Genomic DNA, 14,433 nt, shown 5'->3' on the forward strand with positions numbered 1-14,433 from the left:
GAGGTGAAATAATAATGTATGAGCTAGTAGAAGGGCAAGTGGTAAGAGCTGAATTTTCCGCGGTCCCCTACACATGGATTCGCAGCAAAGAACCAACAAAAAGCATCTGTATCATGCTGCCGGGGCTTGGTTACACCACACAGCGGCCGCTATTCCATTATTCAACTGGAATTTGTTTAAATCAAAACATAGATGTTCTTCACATAAACTACCAGTTTGCAAATAATGAACATTTTAAAAAACTTCCTAAGCCAGAGCAAGAGCAATGGATGTATGACGATGTAAACGCAGTTGTGGATGAAGTATTAAAGGAACGTTCCTACGATCAATGTTTTCTGTTAAGCAAATCGATTGGCACGATTCCAATGGCGATAGAGTGGACACAAAGGAATTTCATCCGCAATGCTATGGGCATTTGGTTAACACCGCTTATCAAAATGGATAATGTTTATCAGGCTCTTTTAAACACCGAACTTCCTTCACTTTGTGTAATCGGAGATCAGGACCATCATTATAACGAGGAACGGATTTCAGTCATTACAACTAATCATCTGGTAGATACAGTTGTAATACCAAATACTGAACACAGCATAGAAGTAAAAGGGGATGTTCTAGCCACGATAGATGCCTTAAAGATAGCTGTGAAACAGATTCATGAATTTGTGAAAAAACATAAGGATTAGAAGAAAAGTCACTCTCAAACTGGAGAAATAACATGTTTAATCAAATAAAAACTTGGGCAAAAGGTTTGAAAAAAAATATATACGTCCTGTATTTGGCATATAAAGACCCAAGAGTACCTTGGTATGCCAAAGTATTTACGGTTTGTGTAGTCGCGTATGCCTTCAGTCCAATCGACCTCATTCCCGACTTTATCCCTATCCTTGGCTACCTTGACGATATCATCCTTGTCCCATTAGGAATCATGCTAGCATTAAAAATGATCCCGAAGGATATTATTGCAGAATGTGAAATGAAAGCGCAGGAAATGATGAGCAAAGGAAAGCCTAAGAACTGGATTGCGGGTTCTATTATTTTGGTTATCTGGTTCTTGATCCTTATTTGGATATTGAAAATGATTTATTTTCGATAACAGTTCCTAAAAAGGCGTGAATAATGTGTTAAACAGAACCGTTCTGTTCCTATTGATTTGTTTATTACTGTCAGGCTGCCAATCCACCAGTGCTCCACCAACTAAAGTAAAACCCGGAAAAAATGATGTGGTTGAGACACACGGCGGCTTGGAAAATTTTCGAAGACTGGACCAGTTTGTGAAACATGTCCAGAATAACAAGAAAGATAAAGTTCGGCTTATCCGTTACACCATTGAAGGGGATCCGATTTTTCATGATCTAGCCTATGATGGCTCTAATTTAAAGTTTACCTTGGATACAACCGAGGATAAGTTTGGTCAGGGAGAAGTCACCACAACTACTTGTGAAAGTATCCAGAAACAAGAATCCGAGACAGAAACGAAATACATGTTAACGGGGTGCCCGCAGCAGGATATGAACGAGCTGTTAGTTATTTCCCATGACGTCGATAAAGAGGACTTTTTTGCCTTTGAGTTAAAATACGGGGTGGGACTGAAAAATGCCATCAATACAAAAGATCAAAAGCTTATTAAGGATTTGCAAAATGGGGAGACAGTACAGGTAAGCGACTTTCAATTTACCAAACAAGAAATAAATCAAATTTATAAACTAATGATTTTATCCAACTATCTTAATGAAAAAAAACTATTTGCTGAATGTAACAAGAAAACTTACGAAAGCTACGAATTGAAGGTTTGGATTAACAGTGCGGAACGCCAATATAACTGGTCTGAATGTGATAAAAGCAAGGATGGCGAAGTAATGACCAGGCTTGTTCAGGATATTGTTGCTATCTTAAAAAACAACCACACCTACCAGTCGCTTCCAGAAGTGAAAGGCAGTTTCGAATAAAATGAGAGCGGTCCCTACAGGGGAAACCGCCCTCTTTCCGTTATTCCTCATAAATCATTTTTCGTGTCATTCCGCCGTCAACGACGAGGTTGATCCCGGTCACAAAATCATTTTCTTTGGCGGTTAAATAAAGGCAGGCCCGGGCAATGTCATCCGGCATTCCGACTCGCTTTGAAAAATGCTGTTCATGATCAACCTTGCTCAACGCTGAATAATCTCCTGTTTCAATCCAGCCTGGGGAAATGGCGTTGACTGTGATCCTATATTCACTAAGGGATGCTGCAAGCGCATGCGTTATGGCGAGGATTCCTCCTTTTGTGGCAGCATAGCCTTCTGAATTCGGCTCGGACATGATGGCTCTTGTGGAGGCCATATTCACAATTGAACCGCCTTCCTTGTTCTGCCGCATATATTTAGCTGCTTCCCGCGAGCCCAAGAACACGCTTCTTAAGTTCGTGTTGATGACATCTTCCCATTCTTCGACCGATACATCAAAAGGGGACTTGAATAATCCTTTTCCGGCGTTATTGATTAATATATCAATTTGGCCGTAGGTTTGATGGGCAGTTTCCATTAACCGGACAATGTCTGATTCCAGTCTCACGTCAGTTTTTACAAAAAGAGCTTCGCCGCCTTGCTCATTTATCTCTCTGGCTGTTTGAGAACCTGCTTTCTCATCCATATCTGCCAAAACGATATTGGCGCCTTTTTCGGCATAAAGCAGCGCGATACCTTTCCCAATTCCGTTACCTGCTCCCGTAACAATCACTGTTTTATTAGAAAAATCCATGAAATTCACACCCTTATTTTTAAAAATCCACGAACATCAGTGGCTATGGTATTCTAAAGTTATAAATTAAATTAAATTAAATTAAATATACCATTTCAAATAAAAGATGAAAAAATTGGATGCAATAAGATTAAGTCTGGCTCCCCCGAAGGCTTTATCAAGATGCATTCTTACAAGGAGCAAAGCAAAATGTCCTATACTCCAATTTAAACTCACCCACACTTCGAGAATTAAATCAAAAAGTGGGGGAGAATTTTTGAAAAATAATCGGAATTTTTTATATCTGATGCTGGGGCAGTCGCTTGCCAATATTGGCGATGTCTTGTACATCGTGGCTGTCATCAGCGTTATTTATGATGCGACCAACTCTGCCGCAGCATCAGCCTTCGTTCCGTTTACCATTACTTCTTCGATGTTTATTTCAGGAACTTTTACACCAATCTTCATTGAACGGTTTCCATTAAAACAATTATTGACATGGTCACAAGCGGCTAAAACTGTTTTAATGTTCGGATTAGGTGCGATGTTAACGCTGGAACAAAACCTGTATTTGATTTTTATCGTCATAGCCGTTATTGCTCTGTTTGACGGCTGCGCCAACCCGGTCAGGCAGGCTTTGGTTCCGTATTACGTAGCTGAGGAGCGGCTGTTAAAGGCGAATGGCATCGCCGAAACGATTACGCAATCTATTCAAATAGGAACGTGGTTTTTTGGCAGCTTGCTGTTGATGGTATTTACTCCAATCCAGCTTATCTGGCTGGTTGCCGCACTGTTTGTCATTTCCAGCCTCCTTTTGTGCCTTTTGGAAAAAGTGGAACACCGATCGAAAAAACAGGGAAACACCTGGTCACAGTTGACCAAAGGCTGGCAAACCATTAAGGTGACACCTGTTTTAAAAATCCTCGTAAAAATGGAATTTTTAGAAACGATTGCAGGTTCGGTTTGGATTGCCGCGATATTGCTAGTTTATGTTAAACAGGTATTACATGCGGGAGAGCAATGGTGGGGCTTCATCAACAGTGCATATTTCATCGGCCTGGTTGTAGGAAGTCTATTATGTGTGCGGTTTTCCACGTTCGTTGATGGCAATCGCAATAGATTCATTGTTTTCGGAGTCTTTTCAACTTGCCTATTAACCATGCTTTTCGGTTTAACAAGTTTACCGCTGATAGCCTTGGTTTTATCTGGATTGATTGGTTTCTTCGGCCAGTTAAAAAATATTCCCCAGCAGACGGTGCTCCAGACTAGCGTCCCAAAAGAACAATTGGCCACGGTTTACGCGGCTATTGGCACCATTTCTACGGGAGTCTTTGGGGTCTCCTCATTAATAATGGGGTTGGTTTCAGATTACTTTGGAGTGCAAAGTGTCTTCCTTCTTTCGGGTGCCCTGCTTTTAGGTGTGGGAATGCTGGCCTATAGAAATAAACAGTTATTCATGAAGAAAGAGATAAATGTTTAAAGTAAAAAGAGGAATTGCTGAGGTGCAATTCCTCTTTTGATTAAACTTGCTAATGGGATTTCATGGTAAAATAAATTGACAAAGTCGTTTAATAGGAGAAGATTGATGGAAAGTGAACATTTAAAAATTTTTGATGATGACAGAAATCAAATAGGTATTGCAACCAGGGAAGAAGTACATAAAGCCGGTTATTGGCATGAAGTTTTTCATTGTTGGTTTGTTCTTAAGGAAGAGGATATCGACTATATTTATCTGCAGCTCCGCAGTGAAGCGAAAATGGACTATCCTGGTCTATTTGATATTACCGCCGCGGGACATTTGCTGGCAGATGAATCGGTTATGGATGGCGTCAGAGAGGTAAGCGAAGAGCTGGGCATCGATGTTTCTTTTGATGAACTGGAGCTGTTGGTTGTAATCGATTACTGCGTGACCAAAGGAAATTTCATAGATAAAGAAATTGCAAACATATTTTTATATAAAATGTCGGGCGGATTTGAAGATTTCAAACTTCAAGAGGACGAGGTTTCTGGAATCATAAAAGTTAAGTTTGATGACTTTGCTGACTTTTGGCTGGGGGGAAAGGAAACCATCCATATTGAAGGTTTTAAAATGGACGATGAGGGCAATAAAATTCATATTGAACAAATGGCAGGAAAGGATCAATTTGTCATGCATCAACTTTCATATTATGAAACAGTTATTGAAAGGATTGCTGAAAAAATTAAATCAAATTAGGATGAGAGGTTTCGCGATGGGGAAGGTTATTGGTTTTGAATTAAATAGCCAGGAGCCGGAAAAAGCGGCAAAATTTTATTCAGAAGTTTTTGGATGGAAGATTTCCGAACCACACTGGGATTATTGGCCGGTTACCACGGATAAAGGAAGCGGGGAGCCCGGAATGAATGGCGGAATTAGCAAAGGACCGAGTGATTATCCGCATGGAACACGTATTCAAATTGAGGTTGTTTCTATTGAAGAAGCCATTGCAAAAGCAAAACAAGGTGGAGCAATGATAGTCCGGGACAAAATGGAATTTGATGAGTTTTTTCTAGCATACTTAGTTGATCCAACCGGAATTGGATTTGGGCTTATTCAAAAGAAGTAGGGAAACGTAATGTATTATTCTTGAAATTAAAGTGAATCATGAATATACCCAATGAAGAGGAGAATGCACATGCCAAATTACCTGTGGGTCAACCTCCCAGTAAAAGACATGAATAGAGCAGTTGAGTTTTATAAAGGTCTTGGATTTCCCGTCGACACACAACCCAATAGCAATCAAGCCAAAGTCATCGTTGGGGATAATCAGGTCAACGTCATGCTCTTTCAAGATTCTATTTTTAAAAATTTCACCAGGTCGACAATAACCGATACAAAGCAGTCTGCCGAAGTTTTGTTTTCCATTGGTGCAGAGAGCAGAGAAGAAGTCGATGACATGGCAAAAAAGGCAGTTGCGTCAGGAGGTACAGTCTTTGCTGAGCCTGGGGAGAACCAGGGCTGGCTGTATGGCTGCGGAATCGCGGATCCGGATGGTCATCGCTGGAATGCGTTGTATATGGATATGAGCAAAATGCCGAAAGCTTAAATTCCATTTTAGGGCGTCACTACAGTAGGTAGGGACGTCTATTTTCATTAGGTGAGAAGGAAACAGGGCTCCCTATACAGAATACTAATAGTTTAATATTTTTACAAAATGAGGGGGAACATCAATGCTAGCAGCACTACTTCATGGAATTGTATTAGCCTTTGGGTTAATTCTTCCTCTTGGTGCCCAAAACGTATTTGTCTTTAATCAGGGGGCGTCACAGCCAAAGTTTAGAGGGACTATTCCAGTCATTATTACAGCATCACTTTGTGATACACTGCTAATTTTATTAGCCGTATTAGGGGTTTCAGTCATTGTATTAACAGTGCCAGTATTGCAAACCGTTCTATTTTCTATTGGAATATTATTCTTAATTTATATGGGCTGGTCCATTTGGAAAAGTGATCCATCAGACCTATCCCGCAAGGAAGCCTCTATGCCGCCCAAAAAACAAATCATGTTCGCGATGTCGGTTTCACTGTTGAATCCTCACGCTATCCTTGACACAATTGGCGTGATTGGAACGAGTTCACTAAGCTATTCCGGTACAGAAAAAGCGGCATTCACGGCTGCCTGTATCATCGTATCATGGATTTGGTTCTCCGGGCTTGCTGTAGCCGGTAGAATAGTAGGGAATGTCGACTCTCAAGGCAAATTCCTAAAAATGATAAATAAACTATCCGCTCTCATTATCTGGGGAGTAGCCATTTACATAGCCATTCAGCTTTTTCAAAAATTTTAGGTTGGCGGTGGAAAAATTATGGAACAGAAAATTTATGATGTCATTGTCATTGGAGCAGGTTCAATGGGAATGGCAGCGGGCTATTTTTTAGCAAAGAGCGGAAAAAGTACGCTGTTATTAGATTCCTTCAACCCGACGCATAACAAGGGCAGCCATCACGGAGATACGAGAATTATACGATATGCGTATGGGGAAGGTGCGGAATACGTTCCGTTTGCCCTTAAAGCCCAAGAATTATGGAATGATTTAGAGAAAGCAACGGGAAAACAATTGTTTCTTCAAACCGGGGTTCTCAATGTTGGTCCAGAACAATCGGACTTTATCCAAAATATCATTTCTAGTTCAGAGACTTACTCTTTGCCGCTGGATGTTTTATATTCAAGAGAGGTAAACAGCCGTTGGCCAGGAATCTCATTATCTAACGAATACATAGGCTGCTTTGAACCAACATCAGGTGTCCTGAAATGTGAGGAGTGCATCGAGGCTTACCGAGTACTCGCCATTAAGCATGGGGCTGAAATTTTAACAAATAGTAGAGTTAAAGAAATCAATATTCATGATAACCGAGTAACAATCAAGACAGATGATCAGACGTTTCAGTCCGAGTCCTTAATTGTTTCGGCGGGAGCATGGTCAAAAGAGCTCCTTTCACAGTTGGATTTGAATCTTCCTCTCGAGCCGGTCAGAAAAACTTTTGCCTGGTTTGATGCCGCTGAAAAATTGTTTAACCATAAAGATTTTCCAGCCTTTGCATTTGAGACAATTCAAGGACTATATTACGGATTTCCGAGTATCGATGGATCAGGTTTGAAAGTGGGCCGGCATGATGGCGGGGAAAAAATAAACCCAGATAATCAAATCCCCGGATTTGGAGAGCTGCCTGAAGATGAAGCTGATTTGATACAATTTTTGAATGCGTTTATGCCGCATAGCCAGCAATTGAAGTACGGTAAAACATGTATCTATACGCTGACACCTGATGAAAACTTTATTATTGATTTGCACCCAAAATATTCAAATATAGCCATCGCATCAGGTTTTTCTGGCCATGGCTTTAAATTTAGCAGTGCGGTTGGAAAGAATTTAGCCGAATTAATTATATCAGGGAAGACAGAACAGGATATTTCTCTCTTTTCCATCAATCGATTTAACTAGAAGACAAAGCCCCTTAGAATCTAATCCAAGGGGTTAAACATGAGTCTAATGATGCGCTTTTTCAAGAGCGAGCTTTATCCCAAACCCAATCAGCACTGTACCTGTAAGTCCTTCAAAAACTCTCTGGGTCCGTGGCTTTTTCATAAAGGCGCTTATCTGATTCAACAAATAAATGTAGAACAAAAACCAAATAGCCGTTAATACAGTATACGTAATTCCCATGATGAGAAAGGGAATAAAGGTCTTGGTTCCGGAATGAACGAATTGAGGCAAGAACGTTAGGAAAAATACCGCCACCTTCGGATTGAGTAGGTTGGTAAGGAAGCCTTGTTTAAAGCAGGATTTGCTTTCAAACTTGCTCTCAACCGGGATTTCGGCAGCGGCAGCTGCTTCCTTGTTCTTTAGGGCCCATAATGTTTTGGCGCCCAGATACACAAGGTACACTGCACCGACGTATTTGAAGATAGAGAACAATAAAGCCGATTTTACAATAATGGCGGAAAGTCCAACTACGGCAGCTGTTGTGTGGATGAAAAGAGCACAGCAAGTACCGAAAACTGTTTTATAACCACCTGCCCGGCCAACTGTTAAGGTGTTTTTAGTGGCAATCGCTGTATCCGGTCCAGGCAAAATAATGAGCAAAACACACATAATCACGAACAAATAAAAGTTCTCCATGTATTATCCCCCTTGCTGAAAAACTGTTAAAATAAATTTACCATAAATTTTCTGAATAGTGGGATATTCTTAATAAATGATGCTTATACATTTCGAACTTAAGGAGTTTGTCAGATGATAATAAAAAGAAATAAATTTATTATTTCCGCAGGAATTGTTTTATCGTTTTTTGCAGTGGCTGTTGTTTCCAATTATTACTCTCTTGATAATACAAAAAGAACTTGTGTTGAAAACAATAAGACACCTGAAGTCGAACAAGGATTATTAGGTATTAATTGGACTGTATCTTGTGAATAGCGACAATCTATAATGCCTTTACATAAAACGTCCGCGTCCTAGGCCCATCAAACTCGCAAAAATAGATGCCCTGCCATGTGCCAAGAAGCAGCCGGCCATCAGAAACAATAACATGCTGTGAGGCACCAACTGTACTTGCTTTCATATGTGCAGCAGTATTGCCTTCCATGTGGCGATCCAGTTTTATGGTTCCAAGGATACACCTCATCAAAGCGACGCATCATATCCAGTTTTACGTCCGGGTCAGCATTTTCATTAATGGTGATTCCAGCCGTTGTATGAGGGCAATAAATAATTACCGCTCCATCAACAAGCCCTTGTTCAATTACAAAATCCTGCACCTGTTTGGTGACTTCAATCATTTCATCCCGTTTGCCGGTTTTCAAAGTGAATTTTTTGAGCATGCTCCTCTTCCTTTCAAAAAATAAAAGCCCAACAAAGATTGAGCTGTTAATTTTTCATATCCTTATGATAATAATCAATCAGTTTAACGGATTTTGCAATTAAGTGAGGATTGTTGTTATTTGCAAAAGCAATAAAATCAGTATTAACAGCAAGAACGATTGTATCAACTGCCTTTATTTCTGTTTTTCCATTTAAGGTGATTCCGTCAAATGGCAGATAAATCCTAACAATATGAGTATATTCGGAGAGAACAGGTTTTCTCTAAAGTAACCAACTTATGTTAAAGAAAAGGAGAAAAATATTATGATTTTAGAAGCCGCTATGCTCCAAGTAAAACCAGGAATGGAACAGGAATTTGAGGGTGCATTCCGTAAAGCATCCACGATTATTTCATCAATGAAAGGCTATCTCTCCCACGAACTGCAGCGCTGTCTGGAAGTGGAGGGGAAATACTTGCTGCTGGTACAATGGGAAACATTAGAAGACCATACAGTTGGCTTTAGAGAGTCACTGGAATACCAAGATTGGAAAAAGCTGCTGCATCATTTCTATGATCCATTCCCAACGGTGGAGCATTTCAAAAAAGTGGAACTTTAAACGGTCGTCTTTATCAACTGTCCATTGTGAAAAATGATAAAATAGAGAAAACTAGCTTAATAGATTAATGGAGGCAGCGATGAGATACGATACGATTTTTTTTGATATAGATGACACCTTGTTTGATTTTGGGAAAACAGAACAGAATGCACTTCATAAGGTATTTTCAGACTTCGGTCTGCCGTCAGGAGTGCAGGATTATCGTCCGCGCTATAAAGAGATAAGCAAAGTTTTGTGGGGAGATTTAGAACAAGGACGTACAACATTAGCCGAATTGGGCGTGGAGAGGTTTAGACGCTTGTTTGTGGAATATAACCTCGAGATCGATGCAGAGCGCTTTAATCGCATTTATCTAGAGTATTTGGGAGAAGGAAGTCATCTTGTTCCTGGTGCATTTGAAGTGTGCAGCAATTTGACTGGATGTAAGCTTGCTGTCATCACAAACGGATTTGGCCAGGTTCAGAAATCCAGAATTGCAGGCTCGCCACTCTCTCATGCATTTGAGGAGATCATAATTTCTGAAGAAGCAGGATACCAAAAGCCTCACAAAGGAATCTTTGATTATGCTTTTTCCAAACTTCAAATAACAGACAAAGAGCGGGTTTTAATGGTGGGCGATTCCCTGACTTCAGATATCCAGGGCGGAATTAATTACGGGATTCATACTTGCTGGTTTAATCCCAATTTTAAAGATAACAATATTGGTATCAAGCCGACTTATGAAATTTGTGAACTGACGGACCTTTTTAAAATTGTTGAGCACAAACAAGCAATGCTGATTAAATAAGCCATCGGGGTGAGAGGAAATGGGAAAGAATTTGGACATTGAAAAAAGTGACCTGCCGGAGAAATTGGCCAAGCCTGCACTTAGGGCGCTAACAGGAGCGGGTATTTTCCGGCTGGACCAATTATCAAAGTTAAGCGAGGAAGAGCTTCTGAAATTGCATGGCATGGGTCCCAAAGCATTAGGCCAGATACGAGAAGCGTTAGCTGTGAAGGGAATTTCATTCCGCAGCTGATTTTGCGATTATCTTGTGGATTCTTTGAACGTCACTTTTTGAATCTTTTCCGTTTTGTTTTCAAATTGAATATCGATAAATACACCAAATTCTCTTTGTCCTTCTTTTAACCACAGCTTGAATTTTTCTACTGAGGAATTGGCGCCAGTCGTTCTTCCAATGTGGAGATAATCGACAATTTGGGCATTCGGATACTTTTTATGTGTTCTTTCCATTGCAACCCTTCCCCATTTAGCATAGGGTGGAATGGGTTTCTGCTGCGCATTCGTATAATGTGTTAAAACCGTTGGAAGGCTGCTGACAGACACAAGAGCTGTTGCGGTTAGGAAGCTGACTAGTATCTTTCTCAACTTAATTCCCCCTTTGTTTACGATTATTAGGATGGCGATTTTGAAACGGAATTATGTTAACAAATCTGTGGAAGTAAAAGGATGTTATTGAATGGTTATAAGATAGATAGAAGTTAACGAAGCGGAAAACCTTGCGAGTCTTATCCAACAGGTCGAAGCTGAATCTGCGTTTATGCTGATGGAAGCGGGCGAAAGAAGAACGACGGCCGAACAGCATCGCAAAAGAATTGAATCGATGAAGACGAGCGAAAACTCAACAATATTAGTTGCAGAGAATAGCGGGACATTGGTCGGTTATATGTTTGTAATCGGCGGGACAGCAAGAAGAACCAAACACTCTGTCTATCTTGTTGTCGGTATTTTAAAGGATTATCGTGGGCAAGGTATCGGGACTAAACTGTTTGAAAGACTTAATCAGTGGGCGGTTAGACATAAGATTCACCGTTTGGAATTAACGGTTGTCACCCGTAACGAAGTCGGAATAGCCCTATATAAAAAAATGGGCTTCGAGATTGAAGGAACAAAGAAACGTTCCCTGCTAATTGCAGGTGAATACGTTGATGAATACTACATGGCCAAACTGCTGCAGTGAACGGAAGAAAGGGGAAGACGCCGTTTATAGGCGGTCGTCCTCCCATGCACGGCTGTAATCCTTTATATTATCATTTGTTTTTAGTGTTTTAACTTCCTGGCTTTGAGTATTCCCCTGTGCAGGCTGGCGTTTTTTATTTTGTTTTTTCAAATCGATTGCCTCCCGATAAGAGTCTATTCAAAGAATCCTAAAGCATACTTTACAGCTTCATGAATATCGCTTGTTTCGTATGCCACCATATCCTCATGGGAAATTTTCATTCTTACGCTTTCCAGATCATATCCACTGTCCAAATCCATCTCTAAAAGAACCTCATATCCTTCGGGCCCAACACTCGTCTCAATAATATTAAATGTCCGAATGGCTGACCCTGTTTCGTAATCCTTTGAGTCCAAACTATCTGCCATAAAAAACACCCCGTTTTTTGCATACTTGGCTACAAATTTAGATTTCCAATCGCACTCTGTCTGTATTCATTTCAATTTTTGGAGTAAATACCTATATAAATTGGGAAGATAGCAATAGGAGGGAGTCATGATTAAAAAATTCTTTGTCCTGCTTTTGGTATTTCAGGCAACATGTTTTCCTGTTACGGCCAATTCGGCTTGTTATGATTTGCTTAACAAAAAAGTGCAGGAGGACATTCAAACCAGTTATCCATTTTTAAAGAATCTAATGAAAAAGGATAATGCCTGGAATTATGATTATGAAGACCTAATTAAGATGGGGCTGCCAATTGGCAAAAAAGACTCCCATTTGGATTCCTTGATTTCCTTATTTAGCGGAACGAACATTGGTGAAAAAAGGTTAATCATAACAAGCGGAAAATATAGTGAAAAATGGGGGAACTCATTTACTGGGTACATTTTTTATAAAGAGATTAATGGGTTAAATGTCCTTATAAAAATAAAGCGTGGTCCTGAAAAGTGGGAAGTGGTTGAAAAAAGTAAAGTTCGTGGACGATACATAACATTGAGGGAAATTAATAAAAATTGCGGGCAAAGGGAAATTGGTAATTGAAGAGGTCATAACGCCCGAACCGTCTGGAATATAAGTGGGCGGGTCGTTATGAAAGGCTTATAACACCCGATCCGTAGTAAGAGTCAGTGTCCCGGTCGTTATGAAAGGCTTATAACGCCCGATCCGTAGTAAGAGCCAGTGTCCCGGTCGTTATGAAAGGCTTATAACGCCCGATCCGTAGTAAGAGTCAGTGTCCCGGTCGTTATGAAGGGGCTTATAACACCCGAACTGTAGAGAGAGTCGGTGGTCCGGTCGTTATGAAAGGTCTCATAACACCCGACCCATAGAAAAAAACAGTGCCCGGGTCGTTATGAAAGGCTTATAACGCCCGAACCGAAGAAAGAGTCGGTGCCTGGGTAGTTATGAAAGGCTTATAACACCCAAACCGAAGAAAGAAACAGCGCCTGGGTAGTTATGAAAGGCTTATAACACCGAAGACATCCAAAATCCGCACCCCTAGCGTTATAACAGACCAATAACAGCTAAATATCCCCCAAATACTCCGTCCTAAGCTCCGTCTCAATTACCTTATTATCAAAAGAGAGGGAGTAGGCCTTTGCATTCGGCCTGGAACTAACAATTTTATGAACATCCTGATCAATGAAATGAATCGCCACCCCATCATCTGCGGCAATCCCGCCTCCAAGTGCTCCCGTACCAACAAGCCGATGGTAAGCCGGTCGTCTGTCCTCTTCGCCATCATAATGCGGACAATTGCTGCCTTTCAAAAATCCCAAGGCTTTAATTGGTTCAAGGCCGCCGCCAAAGGAATCAGTGACACCTTCTTCAAACCAGCAAATCGAACCAGCACTGATTCCTGCCAAAACGATGCTTTGATTCCAAGCCATTTTCAAAATTTTATCCAAGCCCCATTCTTTCCAAAGCACCAATAAGTTTTTGGTGTTGCCACCGCCGACATAAATGATGTCTTTTTCTAAAACAAAGCTTTCCAAATCTCTAGTCGGAGGTCTGAACAATGATAGATGCGAAGGTTCACAAGGCATTTTTTCAAAAAAATGATAAAAATTGCTGACGTAACTATCAGCATCCCCGCTGGCAGTTGGGATAAAACAGATCTTTGGGTTAGGATTCTTGGATTGCTGCAGAATATATGTATCCAATAGTGGGTTCTCCGGTTCCATCGAAAAACCGCCGCCGCCCAGCGCGATAATTTGCTTCATTCGATTCAGTCCTTTCCAAAATTATTGATATCCTTTTGCTTTTTTTAAAAAAACTATAGCAATATATTTAAAATAATCAACAACATAATCCCTAAAGCAAAAAAACTAATAAAAAAGTATCCGAAATATCTTAACGGCTTTGGCAGTTTCTTTAAACTTCCGTTTGCGGCATTGCCTTCGATTTTATCATAATGATCAATGACATCATTAAATGGTTTATTTTTCGTCATTCAGACTCACCTCGTTATGAGAATGTTTTCTTTTTCTAAACATGATAATAGCAGCTGCCATTAATAAAACCGGGGATATAACTAGCCATTTAAACACTCCAGGTGTTGCCGCCAAATATAAAGTTAACGGGAAGGACCAGATTGCGCAAATCAATAATAAGATAGGTTTAAAAGAGCGGCTTGCGTAAAGACCTATAATCATTGGAAGAAAATACGAAAGTGAAAAGGATGCAAGAACATCTTCAGGCGGAGGACCTCCAACGTAAGGATTATTAAATAAAAAGTATATGCAGAAAAGAAGTCCGCCTAAAGAGCCAAGCACCCCCAAAAGTCTTGCTATATTCAAGGCCATCCCCCCTCATTTCTTTATATTCGAATATTAGACCC

23 protein-coding genes and 1 pseudogene are annotated in these 14,433 nt (G+C 40.4%); 15 read left to right on the top strand and 9 right to left on the bottom strand.

Annotated features, from left to right (window positions below):
* Nucleotides 1-14 precede the first annotated feature (14 nt).
* The 3 genes from QNN06_RS05895 to QNN06_RS05905 are packed head-to-tail and all read left to right on the top strand — an operon-like array spanning nt 15 to nt 1,946.
* Nucleotides 15-683, top strand: coding sequence for an alpha/beta family hydrolase (locus QNN06_RS05895; RefSeq protein ID WP_284037229.1), 669 nt, complete (start codon nt 15-17; stop codon nt 681-683).
* A gap of 32 nt (nt 684-715) precedes the next feature.
* Nucleotides 716-1,093, top strand: coding sequence for a YkvA family protein (locus QNN06_RS05900; RefSeq protein ID WP_217035117.1), 378 nt, complete (start codon nt 716-718; stop codon nt 1,091-1,093).
* Between the two features lie 25 nt (nt 1,094-1,118).
* Nucleotides 1,119-1,946 carry a DUF4362 domain-containing protein gene (locus tag QNN06_RS05905; protein WP_284037230.1) on the top strand — a complete coding sequence of 276 codons (828 nt, stop codon included), beginning with the start codon at nt 1,119-1,121 and terminating at the stop codon, nt 1,944-1,946.
* Nucleotides 1,947-1,986: 40 nt separating this feature from the next.
* Here the strand turns inward: QNN06_RS05905 and QNN06_RS05910 are convergent, their stop codons facing one another.
* Nucleotides 1,987-2,736 carry a glucose 1-dehydrogenase gene (locus QNN06_RS05910; protein ID WP_284037231.1) on the bottom strand — a complete coding sequence of 250 codons (750 nt, stop codon included), beginning with the start codon at nt 2,734-2,736 and terminating at the stop codon, nt 1,987-1,989.
* 256 nt (nt 2,737-2,992) lie between these two features.
* Here QNN06_RS05910 and QNN06_RS05915 point away from each other — a divergent pair, with 256 nt between their 5' ends.
* From QNN06_RS05915 to solA, 6 genes are all read left to right on the top strand, one after another.
* Nucleotides 2,993-4,195, top strand: coding sequence for an MFS transporter (locus tag QNN06_RS05915; protein ID WP_284037232.1), 1,203 nt, complete (start codon nt 2,993-2,995; stop codon nt 4,193-4,195).
* Nucleotides 4,196-4,300: 105 nt separating this feature from the next.
* Nucleotides 4,301-4,930 carry an NUDIX hydrolase gene (locus QNN06_RS05920; protein WP_284037233.1) on the top strand — a complete coding sequence of 210 codons (630 nt, stop codon included), beginning with the start codon at nt 4,301-4,303 and terminating at the stop codon, nt 4,928-4,930.
* A gap of 16 nt (nt 4,931-4,946) precedes the next feature.
* Nucleotides 4,947-5,300, top strand: a complete 354-nt coding sequence (locus QNN06_RS05925; RefSeq protein ID WP_284037234.1) for a VOC family protein — start codon at nt 4,947-4,949, stop codon at nt 5,298-5,300.
* A gap of 69 nt (nt 5,301-5,369) precedes the next feature.
* Nucleotides 5,370-5,780, top strand: coding sequence for a VOC family protein (locus QNN06_RS05930; protein ID WP_213118342.1), 411 nt, complete (start codon nt 5,370-5,372; stop codon nt 5,778-5,780).
* Nucleotides 5,781-5,904: 124 nt separating this feature from the next.
* Complete coding sequence (locus tag QNN06_RS05935) at nt 5,905-6,522, top strand: LysE/ArgO family amino acid transporter (RefSeq protein WP_213118341.1); 618 nt, start codon at nt 5,905-5,907, stop codon at nt 6,520-6,522.
* A gap of 18 nt (nt 6,523-6,540) precedes the next feature.
* Entirely contained in the window at nt 6,541-7,677 is a 1,137-nt protein-coding gene (gene solA, locus QNN06_RS05940) for an N-methyl-L-tryptophan oxidase (RefSeq protein ID WP_284037235.1), read from the top strand.
* A 45-nt stretch (nt 7,678-7,722) separates the two neighbouring features.
* On the opposite strand, the gene QNN06_RS05945 is transcribed toward solA, so the two are convergent.
* Nucleotides 7,723-8,355 (bottom strand): LysE family translocator, encoded by a 633-nt coding sequence (locus QNN06_RS05945; protein WP_213118339.1) that lies wholly within the window; start codon nt 8,353-8,355, stop codon nt 7,723-7,725.
* 114 nt (nt 8,356-8,469) lie between these two features.
* Between QNN06_RS05945 and QNN06_RS05950 the strand changes: the two genes are divergently transcribed.
* Nucleotides 8,470-8,652 carry a hypothetical protein gene (locus QNN06_RS05950; protein ID WP_213118338.1) on the top strand — a complete coding sequence of 61 codons (183 nt, stop codon included), beginning with the start codon at nt 8,470-8,472 and terminating at the stop codon, nt 8,650-8,652.
* Nucleotides 8,653-8,659: 7 nt separating this feature from the next.
* On the opposite strand, the pseudogene QNN06_RS05955 reads toward QNN06_RS05950, so the two are convergent.
* Nucleotides 8,660-9,056: pseudogene (locus QNN06_RS05955) on the bottom strand (secondary thiamine-phosphate synthase enzyme YjbQ).
* Between the two features lie 304 nt (nt 9,057-9,360).
* On the opposite strand from QNN06_RS05955, the gene QNN06_RS05960 reads away from it, so the two are divergent.
* The 3 genes from QNN06_RS05960 to QNN06_RS05970 all read left to right on the top strand — a co-directional run bounded on the left by QNN06_RS05960 (nt 9,361) and on the right by QNN06_RS05970 (nt 10,673).
* On the top strand, nt 9,361-9,654 hold the full coding sequence (locus QNN06_RS05960) for an antibiotic biosynthesis monooxygenase family protein (protein WP_284037236.1): 294 nt from the start codon (nt 9,361-9,363) through the stop codon (nt 9,652-9,654).
* Nucleotides 9,655-9,733: 79 nt separating this feature from the next.
* Nucleotides 9,734-10,441 (top strand): YjjG family noncanonical pyrimidine nucleotidase, encoded by a 708-nt coding sequence (locus QNN06_RS05965; RefSeq protein WP_284037237.1) that lies wholly within the window; start codon nt 9,734-9,736, stop codon nt 10,439-10,441.
* A 19-nt stretch (nt 10,442-10,460) separates the two neighbouring features.
* Entirely contained in the window at nt 10,461-10,673 is a 213-nt protein-coding gene (locus QNN06_RS05970; RefSeq protein WP_284037238.1) for a DNA-directed RNA polymerase subunit alpha C-terminal domain-containing protein, read from the top strand.
* Nucleotides 10,674-10,681: 8 nt separating this feature from the next.
* Here QNN06_RS05970 and QNN06_RS05975 read toward each other — a convergent pair whose 3' ends face one another.
* On the bottom strand, nt 10,682-11,023 hold the full coding sequence (locus QNN06_RS05975; protein ID WP_254124658.1) for a YqzG/YhdC family protein: 342 nt from the start codon (nt 11,021-11,023) through the stop codon (nt 10,682-10,684).
* 106 nt (nt 11,024-11,129) lie between these two features.
* On the opposite strand from QNN06_RS05975, the gene QNN06_RS05980 reads away from it, so the two are divergent.
* A complete protein-coding gene (locus QNN06_RS05980; protein WP_284037900.1) occupies nt 11,130-11,615 on the top strand; it encodes a GNAT family N-acetyltransferase in 486 nt (161 codons plus the stop codon).
* A 24-nt stretch (nt 11,616-11,639) separates the two neighbouring features.
* Here the strand turns inward: QNN06_RS05980 and QNN06_RS05985 are convergent, their stop codons facing one another.
* Nucleotides 11,640-11,765: a hypothetical protein gene (locus tag QNN06_RS05985; RefSeq protein WP_261363804.1), complete on the bottom strand. Its 126-nt coding sequence runs from the start codon at nt 11,763-11,765 to the stop codon at nt 11,640-11,642.
* A 23-nt stretch (nt 11,766-11,788) separates the two neighbouring features.
* On the bottom strand, nt 11,789-12,022 hold the full coding sequence (locus tag QNN06_RS05990) for a hypothetical protein (RefSeq protein WP_213146397.1): 234 nt from the start codon (nt 12,020-12,022) through the stop codon (nt 11,789-11,791).
* A gap of 127 nt (nt 12,023-12,149) precedes the next feature.
* Here QNN06_RS05990 and QNN06_RS05995 point away from each other — a divergent pair, with 127 nt between their 5' ends.
* Nucleotides 12,150-12,635, top strand: coding sequence for a hypothetical protein (locus QNN06_RS05995; protein ID WP_284037239.1), 486 nt, complete (start codon nt 12,150-12,152; stop codon nt 12,633-12,635).
* Nucleotides 12,636-13,117: 482 nt separating this feature from the next.
* Here QNN06_RS05995 and QNN06_RS06000 read toward each other — a convergent pair whose 3' ends face one another.
* Genes QNN06_RS06000 through QNN06_RS06010 form a run of 3 tightly spaced genes read right to left on the bottom strand, consistent with a single transcriptional unit; the run spans nt 13,118 to nt 14,392 of the window.
* On the bottom strand, nt 13,118-13,816 hold the full coding sequence (locus QNN06_RS06000; RefSeq protein WP_284037240.1) for a Type 1 glutamine amidotransferase-like domain-containing protein: 699 nt from the start codon (nt 13,814-13,816) through the stop codon (nt 13,118-13,120).
* A 53-nt stretch (nt 13,817-13,869) separates the two neighbouring features.
* Nucleotides 13,870-14,046 (bottom strand): amino acid transporter, encoded by a 177-nt coding sequence (locus QNN06_RS06005; RefSeq protein ID WP_213146399.1) that lies wholly within the window; start codon nt 14,044-14,046, stop codon nt 13,870-13,872.
* Nucleotides 14,033-14,392 carry a hypothetical protein gene (locus tag QNN06_RS06010; RefSeq protein ID WP_213118328.1) on the bottom strand — a complete coding sequence of 120 codons (360 nt, stop codon included), beginning with the start codon at nt 14,390-14,392 and terminating at the stop codon, nt 14,033-14,035. Before QNN06_RS06010 ends, QNN06_RS06005 begins: the two co-directional genes overlap by 14 nt.
* Nucleotides 14,393-14,433 lie beyond the last annotated feature (41 nt).

It is taken from the genome of Neobacillus sp. 114 (assembly GCF_030127045.1).
GTDB lineage: Bacteria > Bacillota > Bacilli > Bacillales > Cytobacillaceae > Neobacillus > Neobacillus rhizophilus.